Genomic DNA, 17,108 nt, shown 5'->3' with positions numbered 1-17,108 from the left:
TCTATATAAAATCATTATAATGGATCAGCTTAAGCCGCCGGGCGGCCACCACCGCTTCGGCACGGGAACGGACGCCCAGCTTCTCAAAAATCCGGGTGAGGTTGTATTCCACTGTCCGCTGGCTCATCAGCATTCTGGACGCGATATCCTTGTTGCTGCTACCGCTCGCCACCTCCTGCAGAATCTCCTGCTCGCGTTCATTGATCGACACTTCATCCAGCGCCTTCTCTTCCCGCGATTCATTGATGCGGATATCGCGGCGCCGCAGCTGCCGCAGCAGGGAGACCGGAATAATCGCTTCACCGCGGAGCGCACAGCGGATCGCATTGAGAAGATGCTCGCGGGTCACCGTCTTGCTCACGAAGCCGGATACACCGGAGTCGATCAGCAGATTGAAGTTGGGGCTGATCTCATATCCGGTATAGATAAGCACCCGGCTCTCAGGCTGAACGGCAATCATCCGTTTGGTCAGCTCCAGACCGCTGATCGCCGGCATGTTCAGGTCGAACAGCATCACATCGAAGCTCTCGCTCTTGACCAGCTCCAGCGCCTCCATCGGCGAGAGAATGACCGTAACCTTCATTTCCGGGTCCTGCTCAATCATATTTTTAGTTCCTTCGCCTACGGAAGGATGGTCGTCAACCAGCAAGATTTTTATCATTCCAATCCTCCCTCCCTTCTATACTCATACTTTCCGGCTCCAGCGGCAGCGTAATGCAGACCTCCAGCCCTTCACCCACCGCTGAGTGGAAGTCAATGTCGCCCTCCAGACTGCGGACTCTCTCCTTAATTCCGGACAGCCCCATATGCTGATAGGAATCATTCAGCTCGTCCAGTTCCATGCCCACCCCGTTGTCCTTATACTGCAGCCGGATCGCATTCCGTTCCTGTTCCAATCCGATCTCCACCACCGTGGCTTTGGCATGCTTGCTCGCGTTGCGCAGCAGCTCCTGTACGATACGGAACAGCGCCAGGGTCTGTTCATCATTCAACTCCGAAACATGCCGGCTTGTCTGAAAATCAATCACATAATTGGAGCGGATCTGCGCCTGCTCGAACAGCTGGCCCAGCGCCTCCACAATGCCCATTTCCTTCAGCAGCGGCGGCCGCATCTCATTGCAGGTCTCGCGGATCTGGTGGATGACATCCAGCAGGCCTTCGCGGACACTCTCCAGCTCGCGGTATAAATCGGGCGCCATCGTATGATCGAGCATAATCGTCTCCAGCTTGCGGTACCAGATGAGCTGGTCCTGCAGCGCCGAGTCGTGCAAATCGGCGGCCAGCCGTCGCCGCTCCGTCTCCGAGAGATTGAAGATCAGGCGCATCACCCAGGGTGAAGCTCCCTTCTGCTTCTGAAATTCCTGTTCGAGATCTTCAATCAGATTCTCGATCAGATAGAGATTCTCATATACGATGGCACTGTAATTGGCCAGGGTCTTCAGCCAGCCCAGTTCATCCAGGTTATACTTGGTACGGTTCTCCTTGTCCGCCAGCCAAAGCACGTGGAACGTTGAACCCTTCTGGCCCATAGTGACACATAACCCGGAGGGGACATTCACCAGCTCTCCGACGGTCAGTTTATGAACAGCCCCGCGCAGCGCAGTGAGTACAGATACAGGCACGTCGCCTGTAGCCCGTTTTCGCCCACCCAGCAAGCCCGCTTCTCTGTCAATTTCCAGAAAGGCCACCTTCTTGACCGGAAGGATGGAGACAATTTCCTGCTCCAGCACCCGCTCCAGATCGGCCCGCTTCATCACCCGCGAGATGCGCGTGGAGAACCGGTCCAGGCTGCCCTGAAAGCTGTAGAGATTCTTGTTAAAGCTGGGTCTTAACCGGAAATCGGCATACTCTTTAATAAATAGCAGGATCGTTACAATAAAATACACCATCAGAAATAACTGTACCCATTTCACCCACGAGTAGTTGTTGTGCTGGGTAATCAGAAATCCGAAGGCGGTAATTAGCGAAGTTGGGATGAAGGCAATAATCAGATGATAAAGAAAGCGGCTCAGGACAAAATCAACATCGAACAATTGTCTTGTCGTGAACATATACAGGTACACCACAGGAATAGCCAGCAGAAAGATGGAGGATACCTGCGGAGTCACCAGCGTAATGCCGAACAGGCTCGGTAAACCAAACAACAGGATAAAGGGCATAAACCCTAGCATATGTCCGAACAGCGTCAGCTTGAACAAGCTTCGCAGCGGACCGCGGCGGTGCATGACAAACTTCTGGATTAATTTAAAGATGGTATAGAGATTCATGAAGATAAAGAAAGGTAATGTAGGATGCACAGGAATAAAGTAAAGCAAGTTGTAGCCACTAAAGATCTTGATTAGGGTTACAGCCACAATGGCGGCGCTGATACTATAGAACCCGGCGAACCCGCCTCTGGGAACCAACGGCTCCGAATACTGCTTCAGATACTGGTCGAGAAACTGCAGGAAGAATACCGGCACCAGTATAAATGAGGCGTTGAACAGCATGTTGCCCAGGATATCCGCGCGTCCCGAGGAAGAAGCGCTGAAATAGGCAAAGCCTGTCGACAGGAAGAACAGAATGAGGTAAACCGCCGCCCGGTCACATTTCTTGCGCCGGTATACAAACAGCGAGAAACCGGCGAACAGCAGCAGGGATCCAAAAGGCAGGATGTATTCCAGCAGCAGATTGTCGGTCCCGATCCCTCTGGCTACAGCCAGCGTTATTCTCTCCTGTCCGCCATCAGACAGCGTGCGGACCAAAGTAATGGTGGAAGCCCCTTCTATTCTGTTAAAGGCCTTTATCGAATGAAACGCCGAGGAGGAGCTTCCATTAATCTCTTCAATGATATCTCCCGGAAGGATTTTTCCGTATCCCCAGTAACCGGGAGGGGTGTCTGTTGCCACATAGCGTCCCTGGCTGTCCTTCTCGACATCCGTACCAATCATCCGGTGCTGCAGGATACTCAGCGACAGATAGACGGCAAGGAGGATAACAATGCTAGTGAATGCGGCAACTTGTATTCTTCTTCTGGACAATCCGGTTTCCCCCAAATACTGCTGGATTATGCGGTCCAATACATGGCCATACGGGGTTCTGACTTGCCTGCTCTGCAGTTCATTACGTCAGCAAATGCGCGTTGCTCCGTTTCGCTAAGCCCCGTTAATTGAAGCTCGCCCGATTCCAATTGAGCCATTGCACCTTGATCTGCCATCAATTTCTGAACGGTTTCCTTCAACATTGTTCATTCCCCCATTCGGTTTATAAGAGGTGTTCCTCTTGATTTCACTATATCAATTCCTGCTAGAACTGGAAACGATAATCCTGCTAGTAATTCCCGCAAATCTATTTGCGGGTCATTGCGGACCGCTGCGGCACCCGTTTGCGGGCTTACGGGAGCGCGCCGGAGCTCAGTCTGCCATAGCCAGGATTTGCTCCTTCCATTCGGGAGCGAGGCTGATTTTGCCTACCAGATCAAGATAATTATAGTAATGGGTTCTCATCCGGACGGAAGAGTAGAGAAGCGTGCCCGACTCTTCCATAATCCGCTCGATCTCCTCTTTGCGGTTCACCACGTCCGCAAGCTGCAGGCGCTCCGCAAAATAGTCGGCGATCCAGCGCTGCTCGTCCGAGATGGACTGCAGCAGGTATAACGTCGGCAACGTCTTCTTCCGGTTCCAGAAATCATTCTTGTTATCCCAGTTCAGAACGTCGCGGATGTCATTCTTCATCTGCGCCGCAATTCCGAGCTCTTCCGCGTATGTTCTGACCTCGGAGAGAGGTTCTCCGGTGGCCAGCAGCGTACCGGTCAGGCAGGCCGCCGCAAGCAGGCCGGCGGATTTCAGCCTGATCATCTCCATGTATTCCTCTTCGCTTTCGATATTGTTCAATAAATCGACGGTTTGGCCGTTAATAGCGGCAAGCACCTGTTCATTCATCAGCCGGGCAGCACTGCCGGACCGCTCATGCGGGAAATCGGCCGTAAGCAGCAGGTGCTGTGACAGCGTCAGCATCCCAAGGGCGATATTCAGGGCGATATCCGGACTCAGCCGGCCCCATACTGTCTCCTGGTTGTCCTTATCCTGAAGATCATCAATAATATCCAGGCTAAGAATCATGAACTCCACTGCGGCTGCAGCCCGGTAGATCCCCGCTCCGGTACCGCCGAAAGCCCGGTAATGCAGCACAGTCAGCCTGCCGAAGAGCAGCGCTTCCCGCAGCTTCTCCTCCAGGCAGGCCATTCCCTGGTCCAGTAAATACGGCACGGTAAAGAACGCCCGCAACCCGGCTCTCATTTCCTGTTCGATCTTCCCGGTACAGCCATCCATCCTTCGAACCCCCCATTTGAATCTTTCCCGACGCTACATGAAATACTGTGCTGTGCGTCCAACAGATTTCCTACTGGAGGGTATTCTATAATCTCATAGTATTTCCTTCTTCTGGATGTTTCAGAAATCGGAACAATTCCCAGACATACTCCGGCTATCTTACACTGGCCAGCACCTTCTGCAGAACCTCCTGCATTTCCTCTGCAGAGAACTGTGAATTCCGCCCGATTTCCGCCGCTTCACGGAATGCATTGTAGAGCTGCTGTTCCGATCGTTCCCGGATCGTGGATTCCTGCCGGCAGCAGACAAAGGTGCCTACGCCTCTGCGCGGGACCAGCAGCCCTTCCTGCTCCAATTCAAGGTAGACCCGGCGGATAATAACTTCGCTGCAGCATAAATGGCCAGCCAATTGCCTTATGGAAGGCAAGCGCAGACCGTGGGGCAGTCTTCCGCTAAGGATGAGCTGCCGCAGCTGCTCACGCAATTGTTTGGCCGTGGGCCCGGCGGCTTTTGAAGAGGTTAATAATTCTTCCAGCATTAAGCATCCCTTCCTTGCAAGGTTGTACATATTGCAGTGGTGTTCATTGGCCGGCCCGCCTTACTGCCTTGTTAGCCGCGTGCACGGCGTCGGTTGCCCTGTTAGCCAGCGGGTGCCCGGATAATTCGAACAACTGTTCAAGCATCTTCATCCGCGAACGGGTCAGCATTTCAAGTCGTGGATGCAGGGGAGCCTCGGCGGGGGCCACAGACGCCAGCCGTTCATTGTCCGGCGCATTAGCCGGCTGGGGGGCAGAAATTCGGTTCTGCATTGTGATCACATCCTTATGGATTTAGTCAACATGGAGTCTCAGGCACGAAAAAGGATGCGGATACTCATTCAGTATGGTAATCATAATTTAAATCTCCGGCTTTTTCACCGAAAAGCATGCTACGTCATTCCACAAACCGTTTGCGGCAACCGGACTGCGTAACGCCAAAAAAGCCGCCTGGAAGGCGGCTGGGCGGCGCTGATCATTTGATTCTGGCGACGATTTTCCCCTGGACATGCCGTTCAGAGAGGCGGATTAACGCCTGTGGGACCTCCTCCAGCGTAATCACCTCTTGTAACTGGGAGGACAGCTTGCCCTGCTCCATCAGCGCCAGCATGGCATCTCCGATAACAGCAAGATCATGCTCCGCCCGCGGATCACCGGACCCATGCGCAGCTCCCAAAGCAATCTCATGATAGGATACCACCTTGGAGAACGTCTTGATCCGCGTAAAATCAGGCGGTCCGGCAATATAGACGAGGTGGCCCATAAAGGCCAGCAAATCCAAAGACTCGCTGGCGCTCGTGCGGCTGACCGCATCCACCACGGCATCGACGCCGCGGCCGCCCGTAAGCGCCATTACTCTCTCGTAAATGTTCTCTGTACGGTAGTCGATGACCTCATCGGCTCCAAGCGACCGCACATACTCATGATTGTGGGCTGAAGCGGTGGAGATCACCCGTTTCCCGGCCAGCTTCGCAAGCTGCACTCCGAAGCCGCCCACGCCGCCGGCTCCCCCGTGAATCAGAATCGTCTCCACCCGTTCCAGCGGCAGCTTCCGGTGCAGGGCCTGATACGCCGTGTAGCCTGCGGTCGGAAGGGCTGCGGCAGCCTCAAACGTTACGCCATCCGGAATCCGCGACACCCTGTCTGCATATGCGACGCCATATTCCGCGAAGCCGCCAGGTTTCGTCAGGTCGCCATGGTAAACGACGCGGTCCCCTTTTTCCCATTGAGATACCCCTTCTCCCGTCTCCGCTACTACTCCGGCCACGTCCAGTCCGAGAATATGCGGGTAGGTCCAGCGCGGATTACCGCCTGTGGCAGTCTTGTAATCGACTGGATTGAGGCCCGCCGCATGCACCTCCACAAGAATCTCGCCTGCTCCGCAGCTTGGGGCTTCAGCGTCCCCGATCTGCATCTCTTTCCAGAGACCCTTATCTTGCAGCAACAATGCTTTCACCTGACCCTACTCCCCTTCTTAATGATTTCATTACTCTGTATTACCCGGGATTTGGCTCTAACAAGGCTCTAATCGCGGGTAAAGATTCCGCACGGACCCATCCACGCAGTACCTGCTCCCCCGCTTGTACCTCCAGAATTTGGCGGCCCCCGGCTGTGCCTGAATCCTTCAGCTCGTAACTGCTGATCTGCTTCATAGGAATAACTGTATGGTCCGTAAAGATCCCCCGGCTGTCGATAATCATCACAACCCGTTCATGATTAACCGCAACAGGCAGGACCAGTGGATAAACATGGGAGAACCAGTGTCCCGTGATCCAGTCGCTGAGTCCGAGGAGGCAGAGCACCCACAGCACGGTAACCAGCGTCACATAAAGGGTGATTACCGCAAGAAGCCCGGTGTGCGGGATGATCCGGGCCGGATCGTATACGCATTCCGCATCTGTACCCTTCTTCTTAAGCCTGCGCTGTTGATAGACATAGTACAGAAACCAAAGCCCAATCGCGTAAAAAGCTATATTCAATATCTTGACAACAAGGGATTCGATGGTCATTGTATCGCTGCCTTTCGTAGTAATCCCCCTTCAAATAGGGGCTATTGCAGTATTCGACCACCGACAATCATTTCCTTTTTCAAATACATCAAAATCAAAAAACGCCCTGTCTCCAAACGGAACAGGACGCTGCGAGGCTATACAGTTACTGGACCGACGAATTCCGGATCGTAACCTGCAGTCCCGACTCCTCCATATATTCCTTGCCCCATTCGTACATGAGATCAAGGATGGGAATCAGGCTCTGGCCGCGCGATGTCAGGCTATACTCAACCTTGGGCGGCACTACGGCGTAGACCTTCCGGTCGACGATGCCGTCCTCTTCCAGCTCACGAAGCTGGGTGGTCAGCATCCGCTGCGTAATATCGGGTATCAGCGCCTTCAGCTCACTGAAGCGTTTGGTGCCTTCCTTGCCGAGATGCCACATAATAATCATTTTCCATTTGCCGCCGATGATGGAGAGGGTCAGCTCTTTCTCACAGTTAAAAACTCTTTCTTCGTTCCGTGACATATGTGTGGACACTCCCTTCCGCCCTACAGCGGTACAATAGTATACTTTTCAACACTATATAATAAAATAGTGCCTACTTTCAAGAAGGGTACTATTGTATTTATAATCTAGACACGGCCGTGGAATGATAAGCAGGACATAACGGAGACATAGATTACTTCATATACCAAACCTGAGGAGGATTTTATCATCATGAAACTTCAACTTGCACTTGATCTGGTCAATATCCCTGAAGCCAAAGCGGTTGTAGCCGAGGTACAGGAGTTCATTGATATCGTAGAAATTGGAACACCGGTTGTCATCAATGAAGGACTGCACGCTGTTAAGGCCATCAAGGACAGCTTCCCTCATCTTGCCGTCCTGGCTGATCTGAAGGTAATGGACGCTGGAGGCTATGAAGTGATGAAGGCTTCCGAGGCAGGAGCGGATCTCATTACTGTTCTGGGCGCAACGGATGATTCCACCATTAAGGGCGCAGTGGAAGAAGCCCGCAAGCATGGCAAGCAGATTCTGATCGATATGATCAATGTGAAAAATCTTGAGCAGCGCACACGCGAAGTCGACGCTCTGGGCGTTGATTATATCTGCGTGCATACCGGCTATGACCTGCAGGCTGAAGGCGAGAACTCCTTCGAACAGCTCCGCGTCATCAAGAGCGTCGTTAAGAACGCCAAGACAGCAGTGGCCGGCGGTATCAAGCTCGAAACGCTGCCGGAAGTAATCGCCGCATCCCCTGACCTGATTATCGTAGGCGGCGGCATTACAGGACAAGCTGACAAGCGCGCTGCGGCCGCCGAGATGAAACGGCTGATCGGAGCACAATAAGATGTCTCTGCCAGTGAGTCAACAGTTCAGGCAGATTCTGCAGGAGCTGGAGCGCGCTGCGGCACTCCTGCCGGAGCCTGCGGATGACCGTCTGACGCAGGCGATCCTGGGCGCGGACAAGATCTTCGTGGCCGGCGCCGGCCGCTCCGGGCTGATGATGAAGGCTTTCGCGATGCGTCTGATGCATCTGGGCTTCCAGGCGCATGTGGTCGGCGAGACCGTCACTCCCGGCATTGGCGAGGGCGATCTGCTCCTCATCGGCTCCGGCTCGGGCGAGACCCGCACCCTGACCGGGATGCTGGAGAAGGCGCAGGGGCTGCAGGCTACCGTCGCTGCGCTGACGATCCAGCCGGAGTCAACCATCGGCTCCGCAGCCGATATCACCGTGACGCTGCCCGGTGCGCCCAAGGATCAAGCCTCGGGCACAGAGCTTACGGTGCAGCCGATGGGCTCCTTGTTCGAGCAGACACTGCTGCTCTATCTGGACGCGGTGATCCTGCGGCTGATGGACGAGCAGGCACAGAGCTCCGGGACCATGTATGGCAAGCACGCGAACCTGGAATAGCTGATTCTTCTTATAATATAGAATAGCCCGGTAGGCTGCGCTCTGCGGTTAACCGGGCTATTGTTTTTAATACAAAGTCAGCTCTAAATAGCTATAACGGATGGAAGGCAGCCCCCTATTCGCACACCGCAGTTGGAAAATCGCCACTTAATTTCACCTATATGGAGGTAGATCCCAACTCTAGATGGATAATCGCAACCTAATATGGTGGTAAATCAGCTATCACACCCATATCGCCCAGATTAAGTGGCGATAATCAAACAAGATGGCTGAAATCCATAAAAAGGACAAAATTAGTGTGCGATTATCAAACTATTTTCAGTGACCGACTAAGTTTAATCCGAGGGTTGGCCCGGCTAAAGCAGAGGTTTAGACATTCGGCCACAATCCGGCCCTGAATTTCTTAATTTCTCTACTCTCAGCAACTAGTAACTGTGACAGCGCTTGTTTCTCAGAGTTCAACTCGGCCAATAGCCCAACAGCAGCACCAGCAGTTTAATTTCCTGACCAGATTACGCTCATTATTGTGCCGAATGCTCCCATAAAAGTAAAGAACGCTGTGGTTGCGTCGCCCAGACACGCCTGCCCATCGGCCAAGCAGCAAAAAGAGGCCCTGTCTTAAAGACAGAGCCCCTCTTGCATAGAATTACCCTTATTACAATCCGTCAATCAACGCCTTGACCGAGCTGTCGCTCTGCAGTGCGCGGATGATCAGCGCCACAGCTTCGGCGCGGGTCGCGTTGTTCTTCGGGGCGAAGGCGGAAGCCGATACGCCCTGTATCAGATTAGCGGCGGAGGCCTGCTGGATGGCGGCGGCAGCCCAGTAATCCCCGCTCACATCCGTGAAGCCTGCGGCGGAGCCGTTCTGCAGCGCGGCCAGATTCAGTACCCGGCCGATGATCGTCACCATTTCGGCACGGGTGATGGCCGCAGCCGGCTTAAAGCTGCCGTCCGCATAGCCGGTGATAACCCCCTTCTCAGACAGTGCGTCGATATAACCGGCGGCCCAATTCGAGCCGGTGTCGGAGAAGCCGCCCGCGGCAGTACGCTCAGCCAGCCCGAAAGCGCGGGCAATCATCGCTGCGAATTCCGCCCGGGTCACCGTAGCGTTCGGACGGAAGGAGCCGTCCGCATAGCCGTCAACAATCTGCAGCTTCACCGCTGCTCCAATAGTGCTACTGCCCCAATGTCCGGCAGTGTCGCTGAACGTCTTGCTCTGGTTCTGCGTGGCGGCGATGGCATCATTCACACTCTTCAGCACATCATCGCGGCTGACAACGCCCGCCTGGAACGGGTTCACTTCAGGCGCCGGGGTAGCTGTTCCCGGCTGCCCTGTTGGTGCCGGAGTCGCCGATGGCGTTGGTGTCGGAGTCGGCGTAGCTGTGCCGCCGGTAGTGCCGCCAGAGTTGGAACCGCCCGAATTCGATCCGCCGGAGTTCGAGCTACCGTTGTTGGTCGTATCGTCGATCACCAATGCGATCCGGTTGTTCTGATAGTCAATATGCGCGGTGTGCGTGCTTGGCAGACCGTTGACCTCGACGGAGCCGAATTGGCCGCTGCGCTGTCCATCGCCATGGGTGATCAGCGTCAGTACGCCCTCAGCCGGCACATAGTTGTTTACGATGTTCACCTCGAGTTTCCCTCCGGCCTTCACTGCGCCTTTAACCTCCAGCACATCGCCCTCGCCGGTCAGATTCAGCTCAAGGCTACCTTCGGCAGCTTGTTCGAAGTCGCCGCCGACTGTCAATTTGCCGTAGACGTTCTCCACGACGGAGCCGCGGTTGTTCACCACATCGCCGCTGCCGAACGCCGTAGCCGAATCGCCTTCCAGCGTACCGGCATTGATCTCCGTACCGCCGGAATACGTATTGCTGCCAGTCAGGGTCAAGGTGCCCGTGCCTTCCTTGGTCAGCTCGCCGGAGCCGGAGATATCGTTGCGCCAGCGGTCTGCCGCATGGAATCCGCCCTTAGCGGCATCCATGGTTACCGTCACGTCGGAAGTCAAGGCGCCGTACCCATCCGCTGCTGCGAACAGATTCAGCCGTCCCCAGCCTTCCGGATCATCCAGCAGCGGGTAGCCGGATGCAATGCCGGTGGTCGCCAGCACTGCGCGGCGCTGCTCCGCGCTCAGATAAGGCAGGCGGGTCTCCAGCAGCACTTCCGCTCCCTTAGGTACAACCATCGGCTGCGTCACGGAGTTAATCTGCGGGAAATTATAAGTCAGGCGCTGCGTGAACTGAGCTTTATTCTTGGCATAATCGCTGAACCGGTCTTCCGCTGTGCCGGTCTGCTTCAGGAGCACCTCATGCGCCTGGTCGTAAGCTTCCTGCTTGAGTGCAGCATTATCCGGGTCGGCCAGCGTGGCTGCGGCCAGCGCCGTCGCCATCATGCGTCCGCCCATGACATCGAACGGCGAATGCATCCCGGCCACAATCCGGTTGTTGCCCATTTCCGAGGCGCGGGTCAGCAGCTCCTGGAACCGTTCAGGCACCGCGTAAGCAAGCGACAGTGCGGCGAGATAAGAAGCATTCGTGTGTCCGCTCGGAAAGCCGCCGTCCGTAGCCGGCGTGCTGCTCTTCGCCGGAACCAGGGTCGGCACGATGACCGAGGTGTCCTTCCAGCGGAATGGGCGCATGTAGCTGTAGAAGGCTTTTGCCGGATTGGTTGAAGCATAGTTGCCGCGGATCGTTCCGATCAGATCGACCATGGCGCCCAGCTCGGAATCGGAGTTGCCGCCCTTGTTCGTGCCGTTGCCGTCGGTGTACTTCACTGTAGTGGCATCCGCCGGAATATCGGTAATGGTAGTATAGGTTCCGGTGATCTGGCGGTACACCCCGGACAGCGATCCAAGCCCATCAATAGCACCATAAGTCTGGTTGCGCCGGTCATCGTAATAAGCCATATCTTCTTCGGCTTTGGTACGCGTAGCTGCAATGTCTGCTACATATTGAATGTTGGCGTCCAGGATGGCGCTGTTCAGCTTCGTTCCATTATCCCAGGAGGTGCCAGGTGTCCACAGCTCAAGGAATCCGGAGAGGATGCCGATGGCCGGGTTGGCGTATACCGCCAGATTCACCGATGTGTTGTTCTTGTAGTTGTCGACGAAATGCCCCCATCCCGGGGCAGCCGGCAGCTCTATGGAAGAACCGGAACCGACGGCACCTGCAGGAGGTACTGCAACAGCATTCGCGAGAATAGCGAGACCCGCAGCGACAGATAACAGCTTTTTGGTAGACTTCGTGTTCAAGTGATTTAGCTCCCATCCTATTTGGTTTCGGTTTGAATCGGTCCGAGTGTAGCATCCGGCCCGGCCGGGCATCAATAAGACGATTTCGCAATTCTGTCGCTTTGGGAGCATTTCGGGCGAAATCTGCAATTTAATATTCTTTTTACATAAATCATGAATAGGTGTGCCGGAGGGTAGTGTATAATCCGCCTGGGAGGAGAGTACGCCTTGAAAAAATGGAACTCAGCATTCACCAGTCTCGCAATTTCATACGTGTCTATTGTTCTTGTCATCGTTCTCTCGCTCTGTTCTGTCTTCTATGTATTATTCTCCAGCCATTATAAGGAAGAGCTGCGGAGCCGGAATCAGCTGATTCTTAACAATACAGCGGGAACCATTGAAGCCTCCGTGCTTCAGCGGATTCAGCAGATTTATCTGGAGGTCTCGCTCCATCAGACGGCAGCGCTGCGCCTGTTGACCGAGGATGCTTTGGGGACTAGTCTGAGCAGAATCAGCCAGCTCCAGGACATGCTCAAAGCTCAGGTAGCAAGCAATCCCGATGTGGTGCAGGCAGTGCATCTGTATGCCCCGCGGCAGCAGGTTATGCTCTCCTCACTCTATGGGCTGAAATATAATGTCCATCAGGGAGAGAGCGCAGCGGTGTGGGATAACTGGACCCTCAGGATGGCGCAGAATCCGCGCAGCAGCCTATGGACGGAAGCGCGGTGGGTGCCGGAGGATATCGTCTCCAGTGTGCCCGGGGGGAGCGGCAACCGGCTGATTACCTACGCACACAGCTATCCTTTTCAGGCTTCGGGTGCCGACAGCGATCTGGTTATCGCCATTGACGTCAAGGAAAGCGCGATTAACGCGATTATCGGAAATATGCTGCCTGCGGAATACCAGAGCAGCTTCATTGTAGATCCATCCGGCACTATTATCGCGGGGATGGCGGGCCGGGAGCAGGAGACGGCTGTCCAGGCTGCCCCCTTCGCCTCCAGCATTAAGGACGTCCTGTCCGGCCCCGCTGCAGCCGGAAGCTTCGGCGAGAAGATTGAGGGCACTTCCTATATGATCTCCTATGAGGCCTTGCCGTCCACCGGCTGGACCCTATTCAGCGCTGCACCGGCGGACCTGTTCTATGCGAATTGGATGCTGATCCGCAATCTGATCGTTGCCGTCTGCCTGCTCGTTCTCTTGCTGGGCCTCGGCATGTCCGGGGTTCTCGCCAAAGTCAGCTACCGCCCGCTCAAGCGGGTTGTCGGGAGGATTAAGGACCTCTCCGGAACTGCATCCGGACAAGCGCTGAATGAATTCAGGCTGATTGACTCCGCCTTTGACCAGTTAAGCGATAAAGTCAGCAATCTGGAAGAGTCGCTGCAGGCCAGCAGCCCGATCCTCAAGCAGCGCGCGGTCCTGAATCTCCTCCAAGGCATCTATACCCGCGAGGAGCTCGCAGACAAGCTGCAATGCCTGGGTGAACTCCCGGAATACGGCTATTACTGCTGCCTGCTGATTCATTCCAGGGCAGCCTCAGCGCAGCTCAGCCCGGCGGATATCCAGCGCATGATGCACGGCATCATTGATCAGCTGGAGCGCCTGCCGCTGCCGGGAAGCCGAATTATCGCCGCAGAGCTTCCGGACAAGCGGGTAGCAGCGATTATCTGCGCCGGTGAAGCATCGGCAACGCTGCCGGAGCAGCTCGCACACCGGGTAGCGGCTGAGGGCCGGCGGCAGCTCGGCCTGGAGGTGCAGCTTGCCCGGGGCGGCTGGGTGCAGGAGCTGACCGCGCTGCATCTCAGCTACTCTGAAGCGCAGACGCTGCTGAAGTACGCCTACTTCCTGCCGGAAGTGCCTCTGCTTCAGGACCCGCAGCTTCTGGAACGGGAGAACAGTGCGGAGGAACTGCCGCAATCCGTGCTCGTGAAATTCAAAGAGAAGCTGCAGGCCCGCCAGCTGGATGAGCTGGTTGCCGCTGCCCTGCAGCTCACGGCTGCGCTGCAGGAAGGCCGCTACTCCGCCGATTATTGCCATTTTGTGCTGGCCAATACCGTGTTCATCTACTCCGATTATCTAAAGAGCATCCGTTATAAGCCTTCCATCGGCGGCCATACGGATTTGTATAACGAGTATATTGCGCTGCCCAACATTCGGCATGTTCAGGAATGGCTGGTCGCTTCGCTGACCACCTTCATCACCGGAACGGAGAAACGCAACAGCGACCGGGCGCTGTCCACGATTGAGACGGCCAAGCTGTATATTGAACGCGATCTGGCTGGCGATTTGTCCCTGGATGCCGTGTCCACACAGGTGTTCATCAGCCCGAAATATCTCAGCAAGCTCTTTAAGGAAGAACTCGGTGTCACCTACACCGATTACGTCACCGGACGGCGGATGGAACGGGCCCGGCTGCTGATCGAGGGCAATAAGATGACAGTGGATCAGATTGCGGCTGCGGTCGGCTACGGCACGACGGCTTACTTCATCAAACGGTTCAAGGAGTTGTACGGCTGTACTCCGGGGAACTACTTGCGGACCGTCCATGAGGCGCAGCCGCTGCAGGCGTAGGTCAGTCTGTGATCAGGGAGGGGGCTTCTATGGGCAACAAATCATTCCGGCGTTTGTCGGCCTTCATTGCCGTTCCTGTTTGTTGGCTGGTTCTAGGTCTTATGAGCGGCTGCGATATGCAGGGCAGGCTGTCCGCAGCGCAAGAGCCGCCGCAAGGCGCATCCACACCCGCTGCTGATGCGCCAGACTACACCATCTCCTGGACTATGCATCAGAACCTGCCGGTGCCGGAGGATGCGGTGCTGGTTCGGCAGTTAGAGGAGAAATTCCATGTCGATCTCGACATCTGGAACCTGGAGAACATTAAATACGAGTCGCTGCTTAATCTGAAGCTGGTCCAAGGCTCGGTGCCGGACCTGTTCCGGGTCAGACAGACACAGGATCTGCTGAAATACCAGCAGCAAGGACTGTTGGCCGAGATTCCTGAGGAGATGCTGAACACATACGCACCCAATATCATGAAGGCACTCCGGGAGAATGCGCCCGCTTATCAGAATTACGGCAGAATCGGCGGCGCTATCTACGGCATCCCTGTCGTCAATCCCACCAACATCTACCACGTACCCGTGGTTTACCGCCAGGATTGGCTCGACAAGCTGGGCCTGCCGGTGCCGGATTCATTGGCCGATTTCGAGAAGGTCATCTATGCCTTTGCGAACGGCGACCCCGACGGTAACGGCATCAAGGACACCTATGGCCTGTCCCTGGAAGGGATGAACGTCGTCTTCGGCGCTTTCGGACAGCTGGTCTTCACCGACCAGCTCTATTTCAGTGAGAAGGACGGGCAGCTGGTTATCGGTGCTTTGCAGCCGGAGATGCTGGAAGCCCTGCACTATCTCCGCAAGTGGTACAAGGACGGAGTAATCGATCCGGAATTCATCACCGGAGAGAACACCGGCGGCTACAAGCATCTGTCCCATGCCTTTATCGATGGACGGATCGGCATGACTTCCATGGGTAATTATTATCACTGGATTCAGGACGGCGACTATATGACCTGGAGCTACGATGACGGGAGGAAGCTTGAAGAGGTACCGGTGGCAGCCACGTTTAACGCGAAGGAGCTGACGGCCAAGAACCCGCAGGCGAAGATCGTGTTCGGCCGGCCGGTCAGCGGCCCGGAGGGCAAACGCGGTGCCAAAGCCTACGACATGCTGATGAGCTTCACCGCTATCGGCGCGGACGCCGCGAAGGAGCCGGGCAAGCTTGCAGCCATTCTGCAGATACTCGATTACGTCAGCGCCAATCCCGATCCGGACACCGACGCTGCCATGAAGAACGGCATTCAGGGCACGCACTGGGAATGGGCAGATGCCGCGAAGCAGGATATTGTCCCGCTGCCTCCCTATGACCAGATGTTCAGCTACACGAATACAATCGGCGCAGGAATCGGCATGACGGTGCCGATGATGCCCACCAGCCGCCGGGAGCAGTGGGCAGCAAACCTGGGGCTGGACCGGGACGGTATCTACAACGCTCTAGAGATCGCCACGCCCTCCCTGGTCAAGAACGGCCCCGAGCTGATCAAGCTGCGGAACCAGGCCTACATCGCCTTCATCACCGGCGAACGGCCGCTGGAGGAGTTCGGCGAGTTCGTGCAGGAGTTCCTCACGGCCGGCGGGGCTGAGGTACTGCGGGAGGCGAATGCGCGGGGGGAGCAGGGGCAGGGAGAGTAAGCGATAGGCCCGGAGACCATCGAAATTCACCAAACAAGCCGCTCTTCGGAAAGAGCGGCTTGTTTAAGTGTGCAGCACGATTGCTGGAAGCTCCATCCCGTTCAGCCACGGCAACTGATGGACATTAAAAAAAGCCGCCCTCGTGCGGCGACTTTAGAAGGCAGCTTTTAACTATTTAACTCGAACATAAGATTAAGCCGGATAAGGCCGGTAAGTGACTTCAGTGAAATTATGGATTTCCAGCGCTACCCGTTCCCCGATTTCCGGATGATTACCGCTATTTGCTGTTAAAATCTGCTGGCAGTCCCTGTTCACAGCCTAGTTGGAAAATCGCCACTTAATTTCACCTATATGGGGGTTGATCACAAGCCTAATTGGATTTCCGCCACTTAATTTAGGTGAAATAAAGTAAATACAGGTAGCGTCAAGAAGTTTGTGTAAAAGAGTAAAAGTATTCTTCTGGGACATCGGTGAGATGGTTCTCTTGGTGGGGGAGGCCTCCCCCACCAAGAGTTATTCAGCAGACTGTGTAGGATACCGTTCTTCAAACATCTCATTTAACTTTACCTTCACATCTTTGTCTCCAAAGCCGCGAATGACGCGTTCTGCAAATCGCTCGTTGTAGTCAATGACGTCGAGGTAGATGACCTTTTCAGCTGCATCCATGTTCGTTAGACTGTTCATCGGCTTCAGTCGCTTGCGGATCTCCTTGTTCATTCGCTCTATCGGATTTGAGGTGTAGATGGCTTCCTTAATAAGTGCCGGGTACTTGTAGAACGTCAACAAAGTGGGGAGTTGCTCTTCCCAGGACCGCATTTCTTTGGCGTACAGCTTGCTCCATTTCGCTTTCACGGTGTCAAAAGCCGCACGGGCCAACTCTTC

14 protein-coding genes are annotated in these 17,108 nt (G+C 55.2%); 4 read left to right on the top strand and 10 right to left on the bottom strand.

Translation table 11 applies throughout. The features are described 5' to 3' along the window. Position 1: 1 nt before the first annotated feature. From F1379_RS12020 to F1379_RS11990, 8 genes are all read right to left on the bottom strand, one after another. Complete coding sequence (locus F1379_RS12020) at positions 2-661, bottom strand: response regulator transcription factor (protein ID WP_150269838.1); 660 nt, start codon at positions 659-661, stop codon at positions 2-4. Further along, entirely contained in the window at positions 639-3,020 is a 2,382-nt protein-coding gene (locus F1379_RS12015; RefSeq protein WP_150269835.1) for an ATP-binding protein, read from the bottom strand. The genes F1379_RS12020 and F1379_RS12015 overlap by 23 nt, the downstream gene beginning before the upstream one ends. A gap of 26 nt (positions 3,021-3,046) precedes the next feature. Beyond that, entirely contained in the window at positions 3,047-3,223 is a 177-nt protein-coding gene (gene comX / locus F1379_RS29745; RefSeq protein WP_162551138.1) for a competence pheromone ComX, read from the bottom strand. A 169-nt stretch (positions 3,224-3,392) separates the two neighbouring features. Next, positions 3,393-4,310 (bottom strand): polyprenyl synthetase family protein, encoded by a 918-nt coding sequence (locus F1379_RS12010; protein WP_150269834.1) that lies wholly within the window; start codon positions 4,308-4,310, stop codon positions 3,393-3,395. A gap of 154 nt (positions 4,311-4,464) precedes the next feature. Next, a complete protein-coding gene (locus F1379_RS12005; protein WP_162551137.1) occupies positions 4,465-4,848 on the bottom strand; it encodes a GntR family transcriptional regulator in 384 nt (127 codons plus the stop codon). 473 nt (positions 4,849-5,321) lie between these two features. Beyond that, a complete protein-coding gene (locus tag F1379_RS12000; protein ID WP_150269830.1) occupies positions 5,322-6,302 on the bottom strand; it encodes a zinc-binding dehydrogenase in 981 nt (326 codons plus the stop codon). 40 nt (positions 6,303-6,342) lie between these two features. Beyond that, complete coding sequence (locus F1379_RS11995; protein WP_150269828.1) at positions 6,343-6,855, bottom strand: hypothetical protein; 513 nt, start codon at positions 6,853-6,855, stop codon at positions 6,343-6,345. Positions 6,856-7,000: 145 nt separating this feature from the next. Continuing rightward, positions 7,001-7,366: a winged helix-turn-helix transcriptional regulator gene (locus F1379_RS11990; protein WP_150269825.1), complete on the bottom strand. Its 366-nt coding sequence runs from the start codon at positions 7,364-7,366 to the stop codon at positions 7,001-7,003. A gap of 192 nt (positions 7,367-7,558) precedes the next feature. Here F1379_RS11990 and hxlA point away from each other — a divergent pair, with 192 nt between their 5' ends. Together hxlA and hxlB are read left to right on the top strand one after the other, a co-directional pair. Then, positions 7,559-8,191, top strand: coding sequence for a 3-hexulose-6-phosphate synthase (gene hxlA, locus F1379_RS11985; protein ID WP_150269823.1), 633 nt, complete (start codon positions 7,559-7,561; stop codon positions 8,189-8,191). A 7-nt stretch (positions 8,192-8,198) separates the two neighbouring features. Further along, complete coding sequence (hxlB, locus tag F1379_RS11980) at positions 8,199-8,756, top strand: 6-phospho-3-hexuloisomerase (RefSeq protein WP_420850494.1); 558 nt, start codon at positions 8,199-8,201, stop codon at positions 8,754-8,756. 655 nt (positions 8,757-9,411) lie between these two features. Here hxlB and F1379_RS11975 read toward each other — a convergent pair. Beyond that, positions 9,412-12,003, bottom strand: coding sequence for an S-layer homology domain-containing protein (locus F1379_RS11975; RefSeq protein WP_239004647.1), 2,592 nt, complete (start codon positions 12,001-12,003; stop codon positions 9,412-9,414). Positions 12,004-12,210: 207 nt separating this feature from the next. Between F1379_RS11975 and F1379_RS11970 the strand changes: the two genes are divergently transcribed. Next, positions 12,211-14,550, top strand: coding sequence for an AraC family transcriptional regulator (locus tag F1379_RS11970; RefSeq protein WP_150269819.1), 2,340 nt, complete (start codon positions 12,211-12,213; stop codon positions 14,548-14,550). 29 nt (positions 14,551-14,579) lie between these two features. After that, positions 14,580-16,226 carry a type 2 periplasmic-binding domain-containing protein gene (locus tag F1379_RS11965; RefSeq protein ID WP_150269817.1) on the top strand — a complete coding sequence of 549 codons (1,647 nt, stop codon included), beginning with the start codon at positions 14,580-14,582 and terminating at the stop codon, positions 16,224-16,226. Positions 16,227-16,739: 513 nt separating this feature from the next. On the opposite strand, the gene F1379_RS11960 is transcribed toward F1379_RS11965, so the two are convergent. Continuing rightward, a partial coding sequence (locus F1379_RS11960) for a transposase (protein WP_150269815.1) occupies positions 16,740-17,108 on the bottom strand: 369 nt, incomplete at its 5' end.

Source organism: Paenibacillus tepidiphilus (genome assembly GCF_008635795.1).
GTDB classification, from domain to species: Bacteria; Bacillota; Bacilli; order Paenibacillales; family Paenibacillaceae; genus Paenibacillus_AQ; species Paenibacillus_AQ tepidiphilus.
Note: the sequence above shows the minus strand (reverse complement) of the source record. Positions and strands in the feature narration are given on the sequence as shown.